29 protein-coding genes are annotated in these 21850 nt (G+C 45.6%); 17 read left to right on the top strand and 12 right to left on the bottom strand.

Annotation, left to right across the window (positions count from 1 at the left end; genetic code table 11):
* The first annotated feature begins 50 nt into the window (after positions 1 to 50).
* Both MKX80_RS11410 and MKX80_RS11405 read left to right on the top strand, forming a co-directional pair.
* On the top strand, positions 51 to 272 hold the full coding sequence (locus tag MKX80_RS11410) for a YozE family protein (RefSeq protein WP_154994651.1): 222 nt from the start codon (positions 51 to 53) through the stop codon (positions 270 to 272).
* A gap of 163 nt (positions 273 to 435) precedes the next feature.
* On the top strand, positions 436 to 1116 hold the full coding sequence (locus tag MKX80_RS11405) for a hypothetical protein (RefSeq protein WP_182070498.1): 681 nt from the start codon (positions 436 to 438) through the stop codon (positions 1114 to 1116).
* On the opposite strand, the gene MKX80_RS11400 is transcribed toward MKX80_RS11405, so the two are convergent.
* Positions 1109 to 1243 (bottom strand): hypothetical protein, encoded by a 135-nt coding sequence (locus MKX80_RS11400; protein WP_003182756.1) that lies wholly within the window; start codon positions 1241 to 1243, stop codon positions 1109 to 1111. The two genes, MKX80_RS11405 and MKX80_RS11400, sit on opposite strands and share 8 nt — an antisense overlap.
* Positions 1244 to 1365: 122 nt before the next feature.
* On the opposite strand from MKX80_RS11400, the gene MKX80_RS11395 reads away from it, so the two are divergent.
* The 3 genes from MKX80_RS11395 (at position 1366) to MKX80_RS11385 (ending at position 2634) form a co-directional block, all read left to right on the top strand.
* Complete coding sequence (locus tag MKX80_RS11395) at positions 1366 to 1536, top strand: YozD family protein (RefSeq protein WP_020451846.1); 171 nt, start codon at positions 1366 to 1368, stop codon at positions 1534 to 1536.
* A gap of 111 nt (positions 1537 to 1647) precedes the next feature.
* Positions 1648 to 2259, top strand: a complete 612-nt coding sequence (locus MKX80_RS11390) for a phosphatase PAP2 family protein (RefSeq protein WP_244958279.1) — start codon at positions 1648 to 1650, stop codon at positions 2257 to 2259.
* A gap of 63 nt (positions 2260 to 2322) precedes the next feature.
* A complete protein-coding gene (locus MKX80_RS11385) occupies positions 2323 to 2634 on the top strand; it encodes a YodL domain-containing protein (RefSeq protein WP_173636688.1) in 312 nt (103 codons plus the stop codon).
* A gap of 37 nt (positions 2635 to 2671) precedes the next feature.
* Here the strand turns inward: MKX80_RS11385 and MKX80_RS11380 are convergent, their stop codons facing one another.
* From MKX80_RS11380 to MKX80_RS11370, 3 genes are all read right to left on the bottom strand, one after another.
* Entirely contained in the window at positions 2672 to 2803 is a 132-nt protein-coding gene (locus MKX80_RS11380) for a hypothetical protein (RefSeq protein WP_023857374.1), read from the bottom strand.
* Between the two features lie 70 nt (positions 2804 to 2873).
* The gene (locus MKX80_RS11375; protein ID WP_182070499.1) at positions 2874 to 3746 is read right to left on the bottom strand and encodes a TIGR03943 family protein; all 873 of its coding nucleotides are present in this window, start codon (positions 3744 to 3746) and stop codon (positions 2874 to 2876) included.
* A 16-nt stretch (positions 3747 to 3762) separates the two neighbouring features.
* Complete coding sequence (locus MKX80_RS11370) at positions 3763 to 4770, bottom strand: permease (RefSeq protein ID WP_268343295.1); 1008 nt, start codon at positions 4768 to 4770, stop codon at positions 3763 to 3765.
* A 208-nt stretch (positions 4771 to 4978) separates the two neighbouring features.
* On the opposite strand from MKX80_RS11370, the gene deoD reads away from it, so the two are divergent.
* Both deoD and MKX80_RS11360 read left to right on the top strand, forming a co-directional pair.
* Positions 4979 to 5677, top strand: coding sequence for a purine-nucleoside phosphorylase (gene deoD, locus MKX80_RS11365; RefSeq protein ID WP_154997945.1), 699 nt, complete (start codon positions 4979 to 4981; stop codon positions 5675 to 5677).
* Positions 5678 to 5710: 33 nt separating this feature from the next.
* Entirely contained in the window at positions 5711 to 6532 is an 822-nt protein-coding gene (locus MKX80_RS11360) for a M15 family metallopeptidase (RefSeq protein ID WP_268300138.1), read from the top strand.
* Between the two features lie 36 nt (positions 6533 to 6568).
* Here MKX80_RS11360 and MKX80_RS11355 read toward each other — a convergent pair whose 3' ends face one another.
* The gene (locus MKX80_RS11355) at positions 6569 to 6823 is read right to left on the bottom strand and encodes a hypothetical protein (protein ID WP_020451839.1); all 255 of its coding nucleotides are present in this window, start codon (positions 6821 to 6823) and stop codon (positions 6569 to 6571) included.
* Between the two features lie 94 nt (positions 6824 to 6917).
* Positions 6918 to 7628: a class I SAM-dependent methyltransferase gene (locus MKX80_RS11350; protein WP_154997941.1), complete on the bottom strand. Its 711-nt coding sequence runs from the start codon at positions 7626 to 7628 to the stop codon at positions 6918 to 6920.
* A 160-nt stretch (positions 7629 to 7788) separates the two neighbouring features.
* On the opposite strand from MKX80_RS11350, the gene MKX80_RS11345 reads away from it, so the two are divergent.
* A complete protein-coding gene (locus MKX80_RS11345; protein WP_154997939.1) occupies positions 7789 to 9186 on the top strand; it encodes a S41 family peptidase in 1398 nt (465 codons plus the stop codon).
* A 44-nt stretch (positions 9187 to 9230) separates the two neighbouring features.
* Here the strand turns inward: MKX80_RS11345 and MKX80_RS11340 are convergent, their stop codons facing one another.
* Positions 9231 to 10712, bottom strand: coding sequence for a sodium:solute symporter (locus MKX80_RS11340; protein ID WP_268343296.1), 1482 nt, complete (start codon positions 10710 to 10712; stop codon positions 9231 to 9233).
* Positions 10712 to 10915: a DUF3311 domain-containing protein gene (locus MKX80_RS11335; RefSeq protein ID WP_061576785.1), complete on the bottom strand. Its 204-nt coding sequence runs from the start codon at positions 10913 to 10915 to the stop codon at positions 10712 to 10714. Before MKX80_RS11335 ends, MKX80_RS11340 begins: the two co-directional genes overlap by 1 nt.
* A 360-nt stretch (positions 10916 to 11275) precedes the next feature.
* On the opposite strand from MKX80_RS11335, the gene MKX80_RS11330 reads away from it, so the two are divergent.
* Positions 11276 to 11881, top strand: a complete 606-nt coding sequence (locus MKX80_RS11330; RefSeq protein WP_154997936.1) for an alpha/beta hydrolase — start codon at positions 11276 to 11278, stop codon at positions 11879 to 11881.
* Positions 11882 to 11927: 46 nt separating this feature from the next.
* Here the strand turns inward: MKX80_RS11330 and MKX80_RS11325 are convergent, their stop codons facing one another.
* The gene (locus MKX80_RS11325; protein ID WP_182070505.1) at positions 11928 to 12548 is read right to left on the bottom strand and encodes a nitroreductase family protein; all 621 of its coding nucleotides are present in this window, start codon (positions 12546 to 12548) and stop codon (positions 11928 to 11930) included.
* 134 nt (positions 12549 to 12682) lie between these two features.
* Here MKX80_RS11325 and MKX80_RS11320 point away from each other — a divergent pair, with 134 nt between their 5' ends.
* The 3 genes from MKX80_RS11320 (at position 12683) to MKX80_RS11310 (ending at position 14099) form a co-directional block, all read left to right on the top strand.
* Complete coding sequence (locus tag MKX80_RS11320) at positions 12683 to 13003, top strand: winged helix-turn-helix transcriptional regulator (RefSeq protein ID WP_043928089.1); 321 nt, start codon at positions 12683 to 12685, stop codon at positions 13001 to 13003.
* A 5-nt stretch (positions 13004 to 13008) separates the two neighbouring features.
* Positions 13009 to 13755 carry an SDR family oxidoreductase gene (locus MKX80_RS11315; RefSeq protein ID WP_154996589.1) on the top strand — a complete coding sequence of 249 codons (747 nt, stop codon included), beginning with the start codon at positions 13009 to 13011 and terminating at the stop codon, positions 13753 to 13755.
* A 65-nt stretch (positions 13756 to 13820) separates the two neighbouring features.
* Entirely contained in the window at positions 13821 to 14099 is a 279-nt protein-coding gene (locus MKX80_RS11310) for a hypothetical protein (RefSeq protein ID WP_154996591.1), read from the top strand.
* Between the two features lie 111 nt (positions 14100 to 14210).
* Here MKX80_RS11310 and MKX80_RS11305 read toward each other — a convergent pair whose 3' ends face one another.
* Entirely contained in the window at positions 14211 to 14909 is a 699-nt protein-coding gene (locus tag MKX80_RS11305) for an expansin EXLX1 family cellulose-binding protein (protein ID WP_176274664.1), read from the bottom strand.
* Between the two features lie 217 nt (positions 14910 to 15126).
* Positions 15127 to 15579 carry a spore gernimation protein GerT gene (locus tag MKX80_RS11300; RefSeq protein ID WP_182070506.1) on the bottom strand — a complete coding sequence of 151 codons (453 nt, stop codon included), beginning with the start codon at positions 15577 to 15579 and terminating at the stop codon, positions 15127 to 15129.
* An 82-nt stretch (positions 15580 to 15661) separates the two neighbouring features.
* Here MKX80_RS11300 and rarD point away from each other — a divergent pair, with 82 nt between their 5' ends.
* The 4 genes from rarD to bshB2 all read left to right on the top strand — a co-directional run bounded on the left by rarD (position 15662) and on the right by bshB2 (position 17979).
* Positions 15662 to 16594 (top strand): EamA family transporter RarD, encoded by a 933-nt coding sequence (gene rarD / locus MKX80_RS11295; protein ID WP_182070507.1) that lies wholly within the window; start codon positions 15662 to 15664, stop codon positions 16592 to 16594.
* Positions 16595 to 16668: 74 nt separating this feature from the next.
* Positions 16669 to 16944: a hypothetical protein gene (locus tag MKX80_RS11290; protein ID WP_154996597.1), complete on the top strand. Its 276-nt coding sequence runs from the start codon at positions 16669 to 16671 to the stop codon at positions 16942 to 16944.
* Position 16945: 1 nt separating this feature from the next.
* Positions 16946 to 17296, top strand: coding sequence for a YojF family protein (locus tag MKX80_RS11285; RefSeq protein ID WP_268343341.1), 351 nt, complete (start codon positions 16946 to 16948; stop codon positions 17294 to 17296).
* A 17-nt stretch (positions 17297 to 17313) separates the two neighbouring features.
* The gene (gene bshB2 / locus MKX80_RS11280) at positions 17314 to 17979 is read left to right on the top strand and encodes a bacillithiol biosynthesis deacetylase BshB2 (RefSeq protein WP_154996599.1); all 666 of its coding nucleotides are present in this window, start codon (positions 17314 to 17316) and stop codon (positions 17977 to 17979) included.
* A gap of 42 nt (positions 17980 to 18021) precedes the next feature.
* Here bshB2 and MKX80_RS11275 read toward each other — a convergent pair whose 3' ends face one another.
* The gene (locus MKX80_RS11275) at positions 18022 to 19380 is read right to left on the bottom strand and encodes an MATE family efflux transporter (protein WP_182070508.1); all 1359 of its coding nucleotides are present in this window, start codon (positions 19378 to 19380) and stop codon (positions 18022 to 18024) included.
* Between the two features lie 1134 nt (positions 19381 to 20514).
* On the opposite strand from MKX80_RS11275, the gene MKX80_RS11270 reads away from it, so the two are divergent.
* Complete coding sequence (locus tag MKX80_RS11270; protein ID WP_268343339.1) at positions 20515 to 21843, top strand: peptidoglycan endopeptidase; 1329 nt, start codon at positions 20515 to 20517, stop codon at positions 21841 to 21843.
* Positions 21844 to 21850 lie beyond the last annotated feature (7 nt).

Genomic DNA, 21850 nt, shown 5'->3' with positions numbered 1-21850 from the left:
TTCAGACGGCCTGTATAATAGAACATCAAAAGAGGACAGGAGGGGAGACCGTGAAGTCTTTTTATCATTATTTAATGAAATACCGCCATCCGAAACCGAAGGACGCAATCAGCGAATTCGCGAACCATGCTTATCTTGATCACGGATTTCCCAAGGCGTCAACTCATTACGATGAAATCAGCTCTTACCTTGAGCTTAATGGGGATTATTTATCGTCAATGACGACATTTGATGAGGCTTGGGAACAATATATTTCGGAAACAAAGCGATAAAAAATCCGCAGTTATTCAGAACTGCGGATTTTTTTACGTTCGCCCGAGCCGGCTGGGCTTTTCGGAAAACTCATCGGGCTTTGTAACCTTAGCCCATGCGAATTGACAGCACTCAGCATACGATAAGCGTAACACGGAAGCTTCAAGGCAAGGGGGAATCCAAATGAAGTCAAACGCGCCTAAATTCAAAGTCGGGGATGTTGTCGTCGTCGTGATGTACGGGACGGTCGGAACGATTACAAAAGTTCATAAAATCGATAAGCATTTTTTGTATGAAGTCAATCATAATGAAGTGCTTTATTTTGAGACTTCTCTTCAACTTTACAAAGATTATGACGGGGTCATTGTCGATACGGAAAAGCTTGACATCGAATATGAATTTTTAATCGGGGATGTCGTCTATGTAAAAGATTACGGCAAAGAATTGTTTAAAATCACCGGGCACAGAACGGAAATTTGGAGATATGTGGAGGATGGCTGGGAAGATATCATTTACGAGCTGACCCGTTTAAAAGACGGAGAATGGCTTGAAACCGAAGAAGAGGATTTAACGCTCGTGCTCAGAACTTACGAAATGGACCAGTTCGTCCATCAGCTTCTGTTTGTTCATTATGTCGGCGAAGCCGGACAAGAGCTTGATGAACCGATATCTGAAAAGGTATTTTTGCCGTTTTCTGGGGATTTCGAGGAGCAGGAACATGAGCACAACATGGCAGTTGCTGTCGTGGATGAGCTGCTTGATATCTACAATGACTATAAAGTATTGTATGAAATGTTTCAGGATGCGGAATATAAAGAAATGATGGAGTTTGTGTTAAGCAGCCTGAAAGAATATTTCAAATGATAAACAACAAATATAAGAAATAAGGAAAACAGCCGAACACAATAAGAGCGAACATGGCTTTCAAGACCTTCCCCAAAACCAGGTCAAACCCTTCTCCGTCAAGTGCTTCAAGCGTTTTTTGGATCATTTTCTTTTCCCCTTCCGGCTTTTGTCTTGTTACGACATGTATATGACAGAGGACAAACATTATGACAAACCGGTTATAAAACCGAATGCCAGCTCATACATCAGAATAAGGAGGCGATCACAATGAAAGAAATTGAACTGATGATAGATACAGAAGAAATCGCTGATTTTTTTTATCTAGAGCTGACAAGAAGAGGCTACATACCGAGCGAGGACGAACTGTTCGAAATTGCCGATATCACCTTTGATTATCTGATTGCAAAATGTATGATAGATGAGCATATAGAGGATTGAAAAAAAGGGGACCGGGGCGCACCTGCTCCGGTTTTTCCTATATATTTGCCCGGCAGGGGAGCCGGGTGTAAAATGTTTAAAAACAATATCAAGGAGGAACTGACTTTTTCAATGTATAAAGCACTATTTTCAGCCGCTGTCTTTGTCATCATGGCCATTCTTATCCGCATCCCGGCGGTTCAATCATTTGATGTGAGCGTGATACAGGCTCTCGAGTCAGTCAGACACCCGGTTCTCACAGCATTTTTTAAGGGGCTGACAGAGCTGGGGTCAAGCGGCTTCATGCTGCCGCTAATGCTGGCTATCACCCTGGTTCTTGCCGTCTATAAAAAAGCAGCGGCATCACTGTATCTTTATTTGCTGTTTTTTGTTGAAAGAACGGCCAATGAAGCTTTAAAAGACTGGATTGCCAGAGAGCGCCCTGCGATAAACCCGCTCGTGCATGAACCGTCACACAGCTTTCCAAGCGGCCATTCAATGAATGCGGCGAGCATATACCCGTTTATCGCATTTCTCCTTTTGCTCTGCATTCCTTTTTTTCAAAAACACAGCCGAGCGGTTTACATGTGGACGGGCCTTCTCGTCGGACTCATCGGAATCAGCCGCATGTATCTCGGCGTTCATTACATGACAGATGTCATCTCAGGATTTTCTCTCGGTCTGGCGCTGTTTTTCATCTTCAAAAAAATTGGCGAAAAGTACCCGCTTGTTCGACAAAAGTAGTCAAAGGGATTGAGCCGCGAAACGCCAATTGTATAAAAAAAGGAGGGATCTGTATTGCCGTTAATGTTTCAACTGTTTAAAAAAAAGCTGACACCTTATGATGTGACGATTTTTCAAACGCCTTGCTTTGGTGAAGATAAGGGATATGAGATGGTTTACAGAACGGAAATAAACGGCAGAACCCATGAAGATGTGCTGGAACGGACGTTTTCCACTTTCAATGTTTATGACACGGTGCCGAATGATTATAAGGCGAGATTTCTTGCAACAGGCGACATCGTTTTAATTGATGAAGGAAGAAAGGGAAAAACCTATTATAAACTGCTGTCTACGGGATGGAGCAAAATCAACCGCATTTTGCTGCAATCATCGTAAGACTGAAAAACTGCGGAAGCGCTGTCCGCAGTTTTTTTTATGTTGTATTCTTTCGTTTTCTGGCGCTGAATTCCTTTTCGTGCGCATCCTCTGCCGCAATGACGTCCTTTGTCGGGATGTGGTTGTTCTTTTTCAGTCCGGTGACTCTGTTTCGCTGTTTTTTGCCCATCATTTATGACCTCCTTCCTAAAAAATAGGATGACTAAACGCCCCGCTATTTATCCAGGAGAAAGTCGTCTTTATTCTGTCATATTGATTGCAGCCGGGTAGACATACGGCTGCTCAGGTTCGCTGATCTCCTTCCATCTCTTCGCGCGGATGATGGGGATGACAGCGCCGTTATAAGATGCTTTGCCAAGCGTTCCTTCCAATTCAATCCATGTATCAGGCTGCAATTGCTCAGCGCCGTTCCATTCGGCAAGAAACCCGATCAGGCTGGCGTCTGCGATGCAGTGCGTGATCATAAATCGGGACAGCACGAGCTGGTGTGTGCTCAGCCCGGCTTCCTTATGGACGAAGCCTTTGACCGTGATCTCTTTTCCAATGTAATGATCAAGACTGCTTGTCACTTCATCATAGTAGTCTGCAAACATATCGTCATTCATGACAATCCGCTTTTCATGCTTAAATTGATCCATCTTCCGATCATAAGCCGACTTCGGCATCGCTGAATCGGCAAGCCCTTGCTGAATCTCCGGTGTCATGACATGTTCCTTTTCGCCTTCAGTTTGAGGGGCGATCTCCGTTTTGGTGAGCATAGTCCCTTTGTTGGCAGCGACAGACGAATTCAGTACAGCCGGGGAAAGGGTGAATCCGGTGATGAGGGGAAGAGCGATGACGGCATAATGCATCAGCCTGATAAAAAAAGGCTTTGACTCGCCATGATCATGTCCGCAGCCGCAATCTCCAGTGTGGTCATCCTTCACCGTCCAGATCCTTGTCAGCTGAATGATAAACAGAAACGCGAACACACCTGCGGCGATGAGGCTTGTGTAATCGTATTTCGGATTGATCAGCTTATCAATTTCCCCTGTGTAATGGAGCTTGAAAATAAAGACGGAAAAGGCAGCCAACACAAGTGCGCGCAAAAATTGCCGAAGCTGAAAAACCATTGGTAAAACCTCCTTTCTACAGCAAACTGACAACTTTGATACAAACATAGACAACAACGGTGATCAGGACAGACAAACAAATGACGAACTTTGGCTTAAACGCATGCAGCATCATGACCGTATTTTTTAAATCGAGCATCGGCCCGTAAACGAGAAAAGCAAGGATGGATGAGGAAGGAAACAAATTGGTGAAGGAAGCGCCGATAAATGCATCCGCTTCAGAGCACAGCGATAAAAAGTAAGCCAGCCCCATCATGACCAATGCCGAGTCAAGCATGCCCCCTCCGAACAGAAACAGCGATTTTAACGGGAGATAGGTTTGCACAAGTGCAGCAACTAAAGCGCCGATAATCAGAAACCTCCCCATATCAAAGAATTCGTCAACAGCATGTTTCAACATATCAAATAGCTTTTCCGAAAAAGGGGATCGTCTGCCGGAATGGGTGCAGTGTGCAGCTGTCTGCCGGCTTTCCGTGTTCAGCTGGCTTGAGCGGAACATCATGCTAATCGCAAAAGCGATGACGACCGCTGCGGCAAAACCGACAGCAACCCTTAAAACGGCCATTCGCAAGTCATTGCCAAATGCCATATAAGTGGATAAGATGACAATCGGATTGATCAGCGGTCCTGTCAACAGAAAGCCGACGCCGGCATAGATGGGAACGCCTTTTGACACGAGCCTTCTCACGATCGGGACAATCCCGCATTCGCAAGCCGGAAAACAAGCGCCGAGCAAACAGCTGACAATCACTCCTGAAAACCTGTTTTTCGGAAAAAGGGAGCGAATGTGCTCTTCAGTCACAAAGATCTGGATGAAACCGGCGATTAATACCCCGATTAACACAAAGGGAAGGGCTTCGATTAAAATGCTGATGAAAATCGTATTCAGCTGCTGAACGGAAGCCGGAATCTGGAAGGGGAGGCCTGCGGCGAGCGATCCGCCGGCTGACACAAGGCATACTAAAACACCGATGACAACAAGCCCGGTAAAGTCGATTAAATAACTGTTAAGTGAACGAAACATCGCTTTTCCTCCATCCTGAAATAGCTAATCGTAATGATTCTTTTTTAAAGGTATGCCTGTCCTTTTTTAAACATGACAAGAAAAGAATGATGCCGAAGCGGAGCAGGGCTTTGTTTTCTTTTTCCGCGATGTTGGTTTATAATACATATGCGAGTGGATGCTGCAATCATCATCACAAATCAGCTTTAAAAAGGCAGGAGGAATATTCATGAGCGTACATATTGGCGCAGAAAAAGGACAAATTGCAGAAACGGTGCTGCTTCCAGGAGACCCGCTGCGTGCAAAATATATCGCTGATACATATTTGGAAAACGTTGAATGTTATAACGAAGTACGGGGAATGTACGGCTTTACGGGCACTTATAAAGGAAAGCGTGTTTCCGTACAGGGGACGGGCATGGGTGTGCCGTCTATTTCAATTTATGTCAATGAACTGATCAGAAGCTATGATGTGAAAAACCTGATCCGCGTCGGATCATGCGGTGCGATCAGAAAAGACGTCAATGTAAGAGATGTCATTCTTGCGATGACTTCATCAACCGATTCGCAAATCAACAGAGTGGCATTCGGTTCGATCGACTTTGCGCCTTGCGCAGACTTTGGCCTGTTAAAAGCTGCTTATGACGCTGCAAGTGAGCGGAACATCCCGGTTACGGCAGGGAATGTGTTTACAGCGGATCAATTCTATAATGACGACAGCCAAATTGAGAAGCTTGCCAAACACGGAGTGCTTGCGGTCGAGATGGAAACAACGGCGCTTTATACATTAGCTGCGAAATTCGGCCGAAAAGCCCTCTCGATTTTAACGGTCAGCGATCACGTCATTACCGGCGAGGAAACAACAGCAGAAGAGAGGCAGACGACCTTTAATGATATGATTCTGCTGGCTCTGGATGCCGCTTTGTAAAAGCATACATGCACTGAAAAAGGATGGATTCGAATGAACGGAAAGTACAAATACGTGACGATTGCTTCATTGCTGAGTGCAGCGGTCCTGCTTGGCACAGGATGTACCATGACCGAACAGAAGCAAAATGACACGGCTAAAACACAGAACACTGCAAACGCAAGCAAGGATGCAAAAGACCAAAAGGCCGACAGCAATCTGGAAGATCAGGAATTCATACTCGAAAGCAAGTACTTTAATCAAATAAAAGATGTAGACGGGCTGCCGACGATTCAAAATCCGGAAAATATAATGGCGCTTGTAAATAAAGAATACGCGCTTCCCGGCAACTATGCACCGAGCGACCTGACAGTGCCTGATGTCGCGTTTTCTTTTACCGAGGATATCGACAAGCGTTATATCAGAAAAGAAGCTGCCAAAGCGCTTGAAGAGATGTTCAGCGCCGCTAAGAAAGAAGGCTATGAACTCGTTGCGGTATCCGGCTACAGATCCTATGACAGACAAAAAGCGATCTATAACAACGAAGTCAGCCAAAAGGGAGAAAAAAAGGCGAAAGAAGCTGTGGCATATCCGGGCCAAAGCGAGCATCAGACAGGACTTGCGATGGATATTTCCAGCAAAAGCAACGGCTTCGCCTTATCAGAGGAGTTCGGCAATACGAAAGACGGACAATGGGTCGAGAAGAACGCTTACAAATACGGCTATATCATCCGTTATCCGAAAAATAAAGAAGACATCACGAAATATAAGTATGAACCTTGGCACCTGCGCTATGTAGGAAAAAAAGCGGCTAAAGTCATCCAAGAACACGACTTGACGCTTGAAGAGTATTTTAAACAAGTGAAAAAGATATAAAAAGGGAAAGGGCCGATATCAATCGGCCTTTTCATGTTACCAAAAAAACAAGCCTGCAAGAGCCACACCGGCAATTAGACCGAGACCAAGTCCGTATACAGGGCCCCAACCCCACCCGCCTCCGTAATATCCGTAGGCGAATCCGCGGCCTCCCCGTCTGATCATCGGGGCGATATAAACTTTGCTTGGTGAAACACGGACGATTCTTCCGACATGGACGCGGCCTCCTTTGTCGGTGATTCTCGCAACTCTGCCAACATTTTGGTGGCAAAACCTATAATATCGGTCCACTTGAATGCTCCTTCCATCATCTTATATATTCCTAATCAGCTTATGACGAATTTAATAGAAAAGGTTGGACGAAAGAAGGAGGACAAAAGATGGTTTATAGATGTGATATAAAAATAATATGATCAAGAGAATCCCGGTATTTTTCCAGGTAATACAGGTGTTTTTCCATCGTTTCATAGTCTTTGTCGGAAATCGCAGGCGACAGTTCCATTTCAACGGCGTCATCAGGGTCTGCTGCATCTGCCAATACGACAGGGATGATGTCAATCTTTGAAAATCCTTCTTCTCGAAGGACATTGACCCACTCATCCTCAGCATATAAAGCGGTGAATCCATAAAAGTCCGTGATTTCCTTTTTTGCTTCGTCTGTCAGAGCGTTTCCTTCCTTAAGGCAGACTTCGATCGCGATCAGTATCCCTTCGGGTTTTAAAATCCGCCGGATTTCCTGTAAAGCTGACCGGATATCTGTGAAGCTCAGCACAGATTCAGTTAATACACAGGCAAAGCTTTCAGACTGAAACGGCATTTCCTCGAGGGGAGAGTGGACAACCGGAATGGAAAGCTGTTCTTTTTTAAAACGCTGTTGGGCTTTATCGATCATGACCGGGTCGGCATCAAGAGCAGTGACAGAAAACAGAAGCTGCCCCAAATAAGCGGCGGTCTGGCCGGTTCCGCAGCCTGCATCAAGAATCGGCTGCTCAGGGTCGATGCCGGCTTTGGCGAGCACTGCCTTTGACAGGGACATCCCGCCGGGATGAGCGGATGAGACGCCGAAGCTGGCGAGCATGTCTAAATAATCGCTCAAATTGAGATCCCTCCTTTTTTGTATGCATATGCCAAAGCGGAATAATGGTTGAAAAACGATCAAATGCCAGCAGCCCGGAAAAATCGGTATTTAAGTGATTCGAGTTGACGAATAAAGATTCGTCCATGATAATATGGTAAGAAGAAAAGGTGGTGTTCGTTTGAAACAGCAGTTAAAACTCTTTTTGGCTGTATTGATTACGGCCGTCGCCGCCTCCGCACTGACGCTTTATCTGGTGGGCAAAGGCAGCGGCGGTTCAGTATATTCCGCTTCAGATTCCGAGAAATTCGAAAAGCTGATGGCGGCGTACGACAAAATCAAGAGCGACTATTATCAAAATGCAGACGATGAAAAGCTGACTGACGGGGCGATTAAAGGTATGCTTGGAGCTTTGGATGACCCATATTCAACATACATGGATAAGAAAGAAGCTAAAAGCTTTGAAGAAAGCATTACCTCTTCTTTTGAAGGAATCGGCGCCCAAGTAGAAGAAAAAAATGGACAAATTCTAATCGTCGCGCCTATTAAAGGATCTCCCGCAGAAAAAGCCGGCTTAAAGCCGCATGATGAAATTCAGAAAGTGGACGGCAAAAGCGTAAAAGGCAAGAACGTCAACGAAGCGACAGCAATGATCCGCGGCAAAAAAGGCACGAATGTCAAGCTTGTTCTCAACAGGGAAGGCGTCGGCCAAATCGATGTTACGATTAAGCGCGATACGATTCCGATTGAAACGGTTTATTCCAAAATGATCGACGGCAACATCGGTGAAATCCAAATTACGTCTTTCTCTGAAAATACCGCAAAGGAACTGACGAAAGCCATTGATGACTTGTCTGAAAAAGGTGCGGAACGATTCGTGCTAGATCTCAGAGGAAACCCCGGCGGCCTGATGGACCAAGCGATTATGATGAGCAACCTGTTTGTCGATAAAGGCAAAACCATTATGCAGGTTGAATCCAAAAACGGGAAAAAAGAAGTGTATAAAGCCGAGAAGGAACGAAAAGTGACCAAGCCGACCGTCGTTCTTGTCAACGGAGGAACGGCAAGCGCGGCTGAGATCATGGCCGCAGCACTTCACCAGTCCTCAGGCATCCCGATCGTCGGTGAAAATACGTTTGGAAAAGGAACGGTTCAAAATGCGGAGAGCTTCTCCGACGGATCGACCGTCAAGCTGACGATTGCCAAGTGGCTGACGCCAAATGGGGACTGGATTCACGAAAAAGGAATCAAACCTCAATATAAAGCGGAGCTCCCAAGCTATGCCAAACTGCCGTACCTGGATTCCAAAAAAGAGTATAAGGCAGGCAGCACCGGAGACGAAGTGAAAGCCGCCCAGCAAATGCTCCAAGCGCTCGGTTATAAGCTGGATGCGACGGGGGCATTCGACGCACAGACGGAGGCTGCCGTTAAGGCTTTTCAAAAAGACCAAAAGCTGAAAACGACAGGCGTCCTAACGGGCGAGACAACAATCAGCATGACAAGCAAGCTGCAGGAAAAGCTTTCCGACAATGATACGCAGTTGGATAAAGCGATTGAGATCTTAAAAAAAGAGAAATAAAAGAAACCCTTGCGCTCACTCAGAGCGTAAGGGTTTTTTGGTGATCAGGCGCTTTTTTGCACATTTTTCTTAGCATGAAACAAATAGTTGATCACAGAATTGCGCTTTACATTTTTTACAAAAAACGGATTCAACACGACAACAGTCAAAAGGTTGGCGGCAAGCCCCCAGAATCCTTCGTAAATGCCGAAAGTGGATCCTGTCAAATAAACGGTAAATGTAACGGCAAGGCCGATGAGGAGACCGATGACCGTCGCTTCTTTCGTCTGGTTTTTCCAGAACAGGCTGATGACGATGGCAGGGAATATCTGCACCATGCCTGATACGCCGAGAAGCTGAAGCGTTACAAGCGCTGCCGGGAACAGCATTCCGAATAAAAGGGCCAGACCGATGACGACAAATACCATCGAGCGCGTGATGATCGTCAGTTTTTGTCCCGAAACACGGGGGTTGATCAAATCGCGGTATAAATTGTTGGCGAACAAGTTCGACGCCCCGATCGCCATGATCGAACACGGGATCAGACTTGCGAGGGCGATCGTTGAATAGGCGAATCCTTGCGTGACGCCGCCGTAGGAACTTTGAATTAAATGCAGCAATGCAAATCTCGGATTAATGTCATCGGGAAGAACGAGAAATGCGATAAACCCTAAGAAAATGACTAAAATTAATACGATATTGTACAGCGGCAGAAACATGCTGTTCTTTCTGAGCGCATCCGCGCTGTTCGCCGTAAAAACGCCTGTCGCCGCATGGGCCCACATGAACAGGGCAAACGCGGAAACAATCGATGCCGTGATGAACCAGGCGATCCCGCGCGGTCCGTCAGAAGGGATCGTCAGCATATGCGGCGCTTCATTTGCCAGCTTGTCAATCATCGGCGCCCAGCCGTTAAAATGGATGAGCGGCAACGAAACGACCATAAACAGCATCATCACCCAAACTAAAATGTCTTTAATAATGGCGGTATATGTAGGACCTTTGATGCCGCTGAAAAACGTATAAAGCGCGACAAGGATGAACGAAATGATCACGACGACATTGACATTAATAAACCCTGTACCTGCGACTTGAAGCGTATCCTGGATTCCGCTGAGCTGCAGGCAGATATACGGGATCAGCATCAAGACACCGACAATGGCAACAAGCGAAGACAGCAGCTTGCTGCTGAAGCGTTCCCTTGCGTAATCGGCCAGCGTCGTCAGCTGATGTACTTTCGCCACCTTCCAAATTTTCGGCAGAAAAAAGTACGCGATAAAATAGGCCAAAACTGAATATGGAATCGCGAAAAAAGCGACGCTTCCGCTTGTAAAAGCGGTGCTTGTCAACCCTAAAAACGTGTAGGCTGTATATAAGTCGGCACCGACGAGAAACCAGACGAGCAGCCCGCCGAACCGCCTTCCGCCGACGGACCATTCTTCAACCGATTTCCGCGACTGTTTATTGCTGCCGGCGATAAATCCGATACAAACCACGGCCAAAATGATGCCGGCGGTAATGAGGAGCGCTGTTAAATTTCCCTGCATCACTCATAACCTCCGTTTCTTTTCTCAAATCTGTAAATCGCAAATGTAATCAGCGGCGTCAGCACAATCCACAGCACCAGCCAAAAATGAAAAAATGGAAGTCCGAAAACGATCGGATCGATCCGGTTTACAAACGGCAGCAAGGCAAGCTGTCCGATAAAAGGGATGATGAACAGAACCCATTTAAAAATCTGTTGATTCACCTTTTTTCCTCCTTAGCCATTTTAATGTTCATAATCATAGCAGTTGTCAGATTTAATCACAAGATAATTATTAGAAAAAAGTGATTTTTAAAATTATTTAAACAATGGTTCTGCCTTGCATATTCGAAAACATAACTTTACAATAATTAATATCTTGAATTCAAGATAAAACGGAAGGGGGGTCACCATGTTTGCAGGAGACCCTAAAGTAAATGTATGGTTAAGAGATGGGCGGACCGGGCTTTTTGATTGATGATCCGCTGGAAGTCTCGGCGCGGAATTGAAGCTTCCAGAATGGCTTGACAGCATCGCGTGCAAATTGAAGGCATTCTTCTAAAATGGGAAAAGGAGTGAATGAAAATGAATCATATATATGAAAAAGGGAACTCTGATCTCACCCTGTTGTTATTGCATGGAACAGGGGGAAACGAACACGATCTTCTGCCGATCGGCAGGATGATTGATCCCGATGCAAATTTGCTCGGGGTCAGGGGGAATGTGCTGGAAAACGGAATGCCCCGTTTTTTCAAACGGCTGAGAGAAGGGGTGTTTGACGAGAAAGATTTGATCGAACGGACAGATGAATTAAAAACGTTTCTAGATGAAGCTGCAAAAGAACTTCACTTTGACAGGAACCGGGTGGTCGCAATCGGCTATTCAAACGGCGCCAATATCGCGGGAAGTCTCCTGTTCCGACATGAACATGTACTGAAAGGGGCAATTTTGCATCATCCGATGGTTCCGTTTAGAAATCGCAAGCTCCCTGATATGACAGATTTGCCTGTGTTTATCGGGGCCGGCAAAACAGATCCGCTCTGTCCACCGGAGGAATCAAGCGAGCTTGCCGGCTATTTCACAAACGCCGGCGCCCAAGTGCTCCTTCACTGGGAAGGCGGCGGCCATCAGCTGACACACAGCGAGATCGAACAGGCGAAAATCTGGTATGAAAAGCATATAAAAGCATAAAAATAAACCTTAGTCCTTTTTTTGGGACTAAGGTTTTTTAACATGTTTACAACCATGTAGATACGTCAGACACATCAAAACGATTGCTTTTGTGCGCAGGTTTGACCGGTTTTCCGATCGAAATCAGCATGACCGGTACATAGCGTTCATCGATGTTGAATTCTTTCACGAACGCTTGCTTGTCAAAGCCGCCCATCGCGCATGTGTCATAGCCCATTGCTTTAGCTGCAATCATCAGCTGCATGGCAGCGAGCGATGCGTTTGTAAAAGCGGCATCTCTTGCAAACCCGCTGTTTTGATAAGCGCCGTTGATTTGTCCGAGCAGCGTGTTTTTGATGTCTTCGGTCATGTAACCTGCTTCTGTCAGAGGGCCGTATACGGCTTCACCGTTCAGGTTCGCTTGTAAGTCCCCGAGCACGGCTACGACCGCAGAGGCCTGACTGACTTGTTTTTGGTTGAATGCGATCGGAAGGAGCTTATCTTTTGATTCCTGGCTGTGAAAGACTGTAAAATGCCAGTGCTGCAGATTCCAGGCTGACGGAGCCTTTGTGGTGATGCTCAGCAGCTTTGTCAGCTCTTCTTTGGAAATGGAAACGCTTGTGTCATATTCTTTAATCGATGTACGCTCTTCCAGAATGTTAAGAGTAGTGTTTTCTTGTGAAGACATGTGACTTCCTCCTTTGGGCTAAACGTGTTATGATAGAGTCAGATAAAAAGTTAGAAACTTACTTTTTGTAACTTTATTGAGTATTTTAATGGTACACATTATATTTGTCAACTGGATATGGAGGGGTGAGAGAATTGGGGTTTACAATGTGTCCTAGAATGGAAGCCGCCTTTTCTTTACTCGGCAAACGATGGAATGGACTGATCATCCATGTATTATTGGATGGACCTAAACGATTTAAAGACTTGACTGAAATGATACCGATGATCAGCCAAAAAATGCTGGCTGAACGTTTAAAAGAGCTCGAACACTGCAAAATAGTCGAGCGTCAAGTGCTCCCGGAAACGCCGGTAAAAGTAATCTATCAATTGACAGACAAGGGGACGGCGCTAGAGCCTGTCCTCAAGGAGATACAAACCTGGGCCGAACATCATTGTGATCCGGAAGGGAGCTGACCGGATTGAACAGTAAAGAAACAGTCGTCATTACAGGCGGGGCCAAAGGCATCGGAAGAGACCTTGTGGCCGCCTATGCTCAAAAAGGTTTTATCGTTGTATTCGCCGACGTACTAAAGGAAGAGGGTGAACAGCTTGAAAAAGAGCTGACCGCTTCCGGAGCGCAGGTTCAGTTTGCAGCTTGTGATGTAGGTTCTGAAGAAGATGTGAAACGGCTGATGCAGGAAGCTTCCCGAAACGGCCGCTCAATATCGGCACTCATTAATAATGCGGGCAGATCAGTTTGGAAGTCCCCTTATGACTTGACCGCGGAAGAATGGGACAACGTCCTGAATACCAATTTGAAAGGCGCGTTTCTTTGCGCAAGAGAAGCGGCCCAAAAAATGAAAGAGGCGAAAACAGGCGGGGCCATCGTCAATATCGCTTCGACAAGGGCGTTTATGTCCGAGCCGGACTCAGAAGCTTATGCCGCGTCAAAAGGGGGCTTAATTGCTTTGACTCACGCATTGGCCGCGTCTTTAAGCAAAGATTCCATCGTGGTCAACAGCATTTCTCCGGGATGGATCGAAACCGGTGATTATACTGCCCTGCGGCCTATTGACCACGGGCAGCATTTGTCAAACAGGGTCGGGCGCCCTCAGGATATCGTCAAAGCATGCTTTTACTTGACCGATCCTGACAATCGCTTCGTCACCGGTACAAACATAACGGTGGACGGCGGAATGACAAAAAAAATGATTTATGAAGAATAGCCCAAACGTTTCCCGACTTTATGAATACCTTTACTATAGGCAGACATAAAGGAGGATAAAAGCCAATGAACCCTCATATGCTTTATTCGAGATCAGGTCCTGCCGGATACCCGGCCAGATTCCCGTTATTCTGGGGTTTTGGAGCGCCGCTTGTCGGCGGATTGCTGGGCGGATTTCTCGGAAGCGCGATTTTTAACTACCCAAGACCTTACGCTTACCCGCCGCCATACCCGGGACCTTACGGCGGTGCGCCTTATTACGGCTACGGAGCAGCTCCTGGGGCCGTTCCGTACGGGGGTGTTCCGGGCGCAGCTCCATACAGAGGGGCAGGACTGGGCTACTGATCAATAAGCCAATTGTTGCTGGCGTCTAAATGCCGGATGTCAATATGAAGCGGCGGCCAAAGCTTGCGAATCTTTTCGCCTTTGGCCGCCGTCTCATTCTTTCCGGATCGATCAGTCAGGGAACTGTACTTTTCCCGGTACGGTATATGCGCTTGATGTCCCGTTTTCCGGGAGTTTTTTTATCGTGTCTTTTACGACTTTTCCTCGGATATCTGTAATTCTGACTTTAAGCGGACTTGTCCCGAGATTGGTGCTGACGAAATGGTTGTAATCCGTTTTCTCCATGTTGATCCACTTTCCGTCTTTGTAATATTCCATTTTCATGACGGGATATTTGTGATTTCTGACTTGGATCGCCGCCCACCACTGGCTGCTGCCTTCTTTGATCCGGTAAGTGAAATTGCCGGTAATCGGAGCTTTGACTACACGCCATTTAATATCGATTTTGCCGTCTTTCATATCGCCGATCTCGCGAAAAGCGTTCGGAGAAAGGTCAAGGGCTCCCGGCGCTCCTTCAGGATACAGATCGGTAACATAGACAGTCGTTTTTCCTTTCGGCCCTTCAACTCGCAGATAGGCGCCGGCAAGAGCCGCTTTCACACCGCGGTAATTCATATCTGTCGGATTTAAAGCGGTGATCTTCATATTGGACGGAATCGGATCCAAAAGCAATGCACCGCCGGAGTAACCTGACCCAGTATAAGTGGCGTAGCCCGTATGCAGTGAGTTGTATGCAGCAGAAGCTTGAGGTGAAAAACAAAGGATCGTCAAAAACATTGCTGTGATCAATAGGCTGATTTTCTTTTTCATATACATCCTCCTGTTTTATAAATTGAGAACCATTATCATTATAAGGACAAACTGATAACAGCCGAAAGAGGAAATAGTTACAGAGACTTTTTAAGGAATAATGACTAACACTGTCAAAATTTAAAGGCGCAGGCAAATGAGATGATCATCCATGAGGACTAGTGTTAAGATGGTACAGGAAGAAAAAAAACAGCCTGCTTTTCCAAGCTGGCCGTTTTCAAAACGTGATGTCGATTTCAGACAGGTTAAAGTCCTCATTTTTTAAGAACATCACTTCCAAAATGCCGTCTTTAAATATTGCTTTCGTACCCTTTCTGCGCACTAGAGAGGGGAGAACGACTTTTTCCTGCCGCCCTTTTTCAGGGTAGTTTTCTATGATCAGGGTTTGTGAAGTATGTTTAATTTTCAGAAGGTTAAGCTGTTCTTTGGTGAGCGGTATTTTAACAAATACATGGCTTGTCGTTTCAAAAATATCAATCGGATCAAATTCATCTGCCGCCGGTGTTTCTTTTGAGAGAGGGTCACGAAAAGGAAATTGAACTGCATACCCCGGTCCGAAAACGCTTTTCATCATGTGGTGAATATATTGCTCCACATCTTTCGGGTCAGCGTTTTTTAATCCGTCCTTGGAAAACTGCTGAAATGGAAAAAAGCGTTGCCAATCAAACACGATCACACTTCCTTTCACATAGACGGTACAGTATATGCAAAAAAGTGCGGAAAGTGATGAAGAAGAAAGGAAAGAAACAGTCATGAATCATTCATCTCAAACGAAAGGAATCATTTACACGGCGCTTTCTTATTTGCTGTGGGGGCTCCTTCCTTTATATTGGAAAGTGCTCGATCAGACGGCCGCGCTCGATATACTGGCGCACCGGATTATTTGGTCATTTGTTTTCATGTGCGGCGTGCTTCTCGTTTTGCGGCAGTGGAAAAACGGAGTCAAAGCATTTCGCTCGCTTTCGGGAAACCGAAAGGAATTTGTTCCGCTCATTTTGTCGTCCGTTCTAATTTCGATCAATTGGTATGTCTACATATGGGCCGTCAGCAACGGCTATATTCTTGAAGCAAGCCTGGGCTACTACATCAATCCGCTCGTATCGATCGTGCTCGGAATTGTCTTTTTAAAGGAAAAACTAACGCGGATGCAGGGAGCGGCAGTTCTTCTCGCTGCCCTCGGCGTGCTTATTTCCGCTTTTCAGTACGGTTCCGTGCCGTACATCGCCCTGATGCTCGCATTCAGCTTCGGGCTCTACGGACTGGCGAAAAAGCGCACATCGCTCTCAAGCGCCATAGGACTTACTTTGGAAACGATGATGATCGCTCCGGTTGCAGCGATTTACCTGCTGTTCTTCAGCCATCCGGAAAAGGCTCAGGCCGCTTCAGGGAGCATCGACATGATGGTGCTGCTGTTTTTAGCGGGAGTGTTAACCGCGATTCCGCTGCTTTTATTTGCGGAAGGTGCGAAAAAACTTCCGCTTTATCAAGTCGGCATTTTGCAATATATCGCTCCGACCATTACATTATGCTTAGGCGTTTTCGTCTACCATGAACCGTTCAACAGCAGCAAGGGCTTTACGTTTGCCTGCATATGGGCGGCGCTGATATTGTTTACACTTTCGCAATTTAAATGGAAGAAACCGGAGAAGGTATTTTTAAAAAGAAAAAATTCCTTTCATCCGTAAGCCCTTTTTCTTTTCAAGAAACACCGATTATGTATAATTAAACATTATTGAAGCAATTCGGAGGTTGTTCCGTCATGGCAGACGAACTAGAGCTTTTCCGGGCGTATAAAACCCTTTGGAAAAACCGGACGATGGACAGGGAAGGAAGTGAGGCGCTTCATCAGGCGATTGATGATGAGTTGAACGACCTCGGCACCCATCCAAGGCTCAGAAAGACTAAGCACGAAAAATACTATCAGTCAATCCGGCGCATTGTGAATTCACAATTGCAATCAGATATGAAGCTCAAGCTGATTGAATGTCATACGGAACGATTGGAGTTATTAACAAACGAAGAAAGCAGGGAGTAACATGAAAGCAATAAAAAAAGAAGATGTGCAGGCTTCTTTGGAAACATTTTTAAAGCAGCCTGTTTACATTCATTTGGAGACGACAACCGGATCATATTCCGCGCATAAAGATGAGCAGAACATGACCGTGGTGGCGTATATCAGAAACGCGAAGGTGACCTGCTCCCGGGCTAAAATCACGGGTGAGGGACCATTTCGCGCCGGTTTGAAAACCGAAGATGGCTGGATCTACGCGGAAGGCCTGACGGATTATACGGTTGATGATGAAGGAAGGTTGCTTCTTGCCGGCTATTTGCCGGGCGGCAAACTCGCCATTTCGCTTCAAATCAGCAAAAAGCCATTTGCAGTCTAAAAAGAAGGTGTTATAAGATGAAAAAACATTTACTCGTGATCCTGCCGCACCCTGATGATGAATCTTTCGGAGTTGCCGGCTTGATTGCCTTAAACCGAAAAGAAGACATACCTGTAACATACGCGTGCCTCACGTTGGGCGAGATGGGAAGAAATATGGGAGACCCGCTTTTTGCCAACAGGGAAACCCTGCCGCTGCTCAGAAAGCAAGAGCTGATCGACGCCTGCAAGGAAATGGATGTACAGGATTTGCGCATGCTCGGATACCGCGACAAAACGCTCGAATTCGAGGATGAAGAAAAACTGGCCGATCAAATAGAGGCTGTCATCGATGATGTAAACCCGAGCCTTATTGTGACGTTCTACCCCGGACACGGTGTTCATCCAGACCACGATGCATGCGGTGCCGCGGTCATCAGTGCATTATCTCGGAAAAAGAAAGAAGACCGGCCGCGCGTCTTATGCATGGCAATCACTCACCATAGGGAAGAGATTCTTGGCAAGCCTGACGTCGTTCTTGATATCAAAGAAGTCGCAGATATTAAATTGAACGCGTTAAAAGCGCATAAATCCCAAACAGGCGGCCTTTTGAAAGAAATAGAGAAAAAACTTGCCAATGGCGAGCCGGTTGTTGAGACATGGTTTGAAAAAGAAACGTTTTGGACCTATCAATGGAATGATTAAAATGATCAAAAAAGGTGTCGGGAATATGAGCCCGGCACCTTTTTACATGCTTTGAGTGTGAATATAGCGGCTTTGAATGCGTTTGAGCCTGAAGAACAGCCCGACTGCACCGGCTGCGAGCCCCGTGATGAGCCCGATCCAGTATCCGAAAGCTCCGAATGAAGTATACGTTCCAATCACAAAACCGACCGGAAGTCCGATAATCCAATACGATACGAGAGCTGTGACAAGCGTGTAGTTGACATCCTTATATCCTCTGAGCGCTCCTTGAATCGGCGCGGCGATGGCATCTGACAGCTGAAAAAACAACGCATACAGCAGGAAATCCTTGGTCAGAAGCAGTACATCCCGGTCAGCCGCGTACAAACCGGCGATTTGCTCTCTGAACAGTAAAATGATGAGTGCCGTGAATAATGAAAAACCGACCGCTATTGAAATCCCGAGATAGCTGTAGGCTCTCGAGTCTTTAAACCGTTTGGCCCCGGCTTCAAAGCCGACGACAATCGTCAGCGTCATCGATACGCTCAATGGAAGCATGTAAAGAAGCGAAGCGAAATTCATTGCCGCCTGATGGGAAGCGATCGTGACCGTGTCAAAGTGGCTCATCAGCAAAGTGACAGCTGCGAATATACTCGTCTCAAAGAAGATGGCAAAACCGATCGGAATGCCGATCTTCAGCAGTTTCATACTTTCAGCAAAAGAAAATGAATAGAATGTTCCAAAAATCCTAAACTGGTGAAACGGCGTCTTCTTATGGACGATGTATAAAGAGATTAGACAAATGCACCAATATGTGATGGCGGAAGCCATACCGGCTCCTGCTCCTCCAAGCTTTGGAAACCCGAAGTTCCCGAAAATAAACAAATAATTCAAGACAAAATTTATGGGCAAAGAACAAAGCGTAATCAGCATCGTCACCCGCGTTTTTCCGAGTGAATCAATAAAGCAGCGCATTACATTGTAAACAAACAGCGGCAATATGCCGAGCCCGATGCAGATTAAATATTGCTTTGCGATGACCGCTACCTTCTGTTCAAGATCGAGGTTCTTCAGCACAGGATCAATCAGAAAATACCCGGAAACGATGACGGCAATGCCGATGATCCCGGCCACATAGATCGATTGAATAACAGTATAAGGGACATCCTTTTGCCGTTTAGCCCCCATCAGCTGGGCGACCATCGGTGTTACAGCCGTCAAAATGCCGGCAAGCCCTGTATAAACGGGGGTCCACAAACTCGAGCCGATTGCGACGCCGGCGAGGTCTGCGGCACTGACTTTGCCTGACATCACCGTGTCGAGAACCGTAATGAGCGACAGTCCCGCTTGCGTAATCAAAATCGGAATTAAAATCGTTAAAAACTGTCTTGTTTTCTCCCGCAAATCCTTTGTTTCCCTCATATCAGTTCCCCGTTTCTTTTGGATAACGAGAGAAATTATAACACGTTATGTATAAAATGCAATAAATGTCTGTTCAATCTTTTTTCGTCTGTTTTGTTTTTTTAAACATTTGCACATAAATAAAGGAAAGAGAAAGGATCCCTAAACACGTACATAAATATTGACATATTTTTTGAATAGCCAAGAAGATTCACCTCCATCTCTTAAAATGCGCCATAAAAGGAGGAAACATGCATGAAAGCGGCGGTAATAAATCAGAAGCTTTTTTATGTGTTTTCTAATAGTCTATTAAGACTATTAATATACAAAAATGAATGAGTATTAAGTTTTACGTTTCTATTTATCGTTATACTAAGATAGGAAATAAGAATCTATTGATGAAATAGTAAAACGTCGTTCGATCTAAAAAAAAGATACTCCCAATTCCGGATGTTGGCAAAAAAAATGTATGATATAGTCAATTTATGGTTTCGTGGAGGAATTTGTGCTGAAATGTAGAAATGTATAAGTCATCCTGATCTTTGCTTTTCGATTAGGCAATAGATGAGGATTGATCGGCGATTTCCGGAAAACTAAAGAATATCAATACGCAGTTTTTACACCCTCAACTTGAACGCTGGCTTGCCCATCTGTTGACCGTTTGATCCGAGAGAAAGGGAAATCGGCTGTAAAACGGCACGGAAATCCGCATGTTACGGCGTCTATACAGGCTGTTTCGGCACATGCAGCATATCCAGTCAACTCCTTCTCGCTGTTTTTCACCATGAACCTCTGATTTTAGAGCAACTGATCATCGTATTTCCAAAAAATTGAAACGCAAACCTTACGAAAAAAAGCATCCGGCATCTAGAGCACGTGAAAAAAAGTATTGATTTTTGTCAATATGTCTATCAGTCTGTATTTTTAACGGGGGATTTGTAAAAAAACAAAAAAACTATTAAAAAAATATAGAATAGGCCGATACAAATCATGAATTGCATTTTTTGCTTAAGAATATAAAAGGGGGCTTTCAGCCAAAGACCATACATATGGTGATCAGATCACCTGCCTGGTCGGCTGGATAAAGTCTTAAGCAATGGCAAATGTAATGGCATACATAGAGAGAACGAAAATGAAACGGGAGGTTAAGAGGTTATGAAGAAGAAGATAGCAGTAGGTTTGGCGGCCTCTGCAGTAGTTGGAACTTCATTGGCGGCGTCACCGGTAGAAGCCCAAACCATCAAGGTGAAAAGCGGAGACTCACTGTGGAAGCTTTCAACTGAGTACAATACCAGTGTTTCGGCACTTCAATCAGCCAACAATCTTTCATCTACGATTATTTATGTCGGACAAACTTTAAAAGTTCCGGACGGCAAGTCAAAAAGCAGCAGCTCACAGGCAAAATCCGCAAGTTCCAGCTCAAGCTCAAGCTCAAGCTCAAGCACTGCCAAATCAACTTACACGGTAAAATTGGGAGATTCCTTGTGGCTGATTGCCAAAGACCACAAAACAACCGTAAAAGAGATCAAAAACTTAAACGGGCTGAGCAGCGATATGATTTATCCGGGACAAAAACTGGTCATTAAAGGAAGCGCGAAAAGCACCGGTTCCAGCTCTGGCTCAAGTTCAAGCTCCAGTTCGAAATCATCAAGCTCAAGCTCGCAAAATGCAAGCAGTTCAAGCAGCACATACAAAGTCAAATTGGGCGATTCTTTATGGAAAATTGCCAATAATTTGAATATGACAGTTGCCGAACTCAAAACGCTGAACAACTTGAAGTCTGACACGATCTACCCGAACCAGGTTCTTAAAGTGAAAGGAACGGTTTCCAGCGGAAGCAAACCATCTTCTGGTTCGTCTTCAAGTTCTTCATCAAGTAAAACGAACACAAGCAGCAGTTCAAAAACGACCACTTACACGGTTAAACCGGGCGATTCTCTGTGGAAAATCGCGAATTCGATGAAGGTGACGGTACAGAGCATCAGAGAGGCTAATCAATTAAAAACAGATGTTTTGCAAGTCGGCCAGAAGCTTAAAATCTCCGGTGCATCGACTTCAGGATCATCTAGCAGCCCATCCTCCAGCTCGCCGAACTCTTCAGTTTCAACCGGCACTTCGACAAGCGCAAAAGTCGAGCGGATGATCGCGGAAGCAGAAAAGCATATCGGCGTGCCTTATAGATGGGGAGGCAACAATCCTTCCGGTTTTGACTGCAGCGGATACATCTATTATGTATTAAACAAAGTCACATCAGTCTCAAGATTGAGCGCAGCAGGGTACTGGAACATCATGTCGCCAGTCAGCCAGCCTTCAAGAGGTGATTTTGTTTTCTTCTCAACATATAAAGCAGGCCCTTCACACGTTGGTATTTATTTAGGAAACAACAAGTTTATCAATGCCAACGATTCCGGCGTCACCGTCAGCGACATGAACAATTCCTACTGGAAACAGCGCTATCTCGGCGCAAAACGATATTCATTTTAAAAAAGCC

Origin of the sequence: Bacillus sp. FSL K6-0972 (assembly GCF_037976035.1) — a bacterium.
Lineage (GTDB): Bacteria > Bacillota > Bacilli > Bacillales > Bacillaceae > Bacillus > Bacillus haynesii.
Note: the sequence above shows the minus strand (reverse complement) of the source record. Positions and strands in the feature narration are given on the sequence as shown.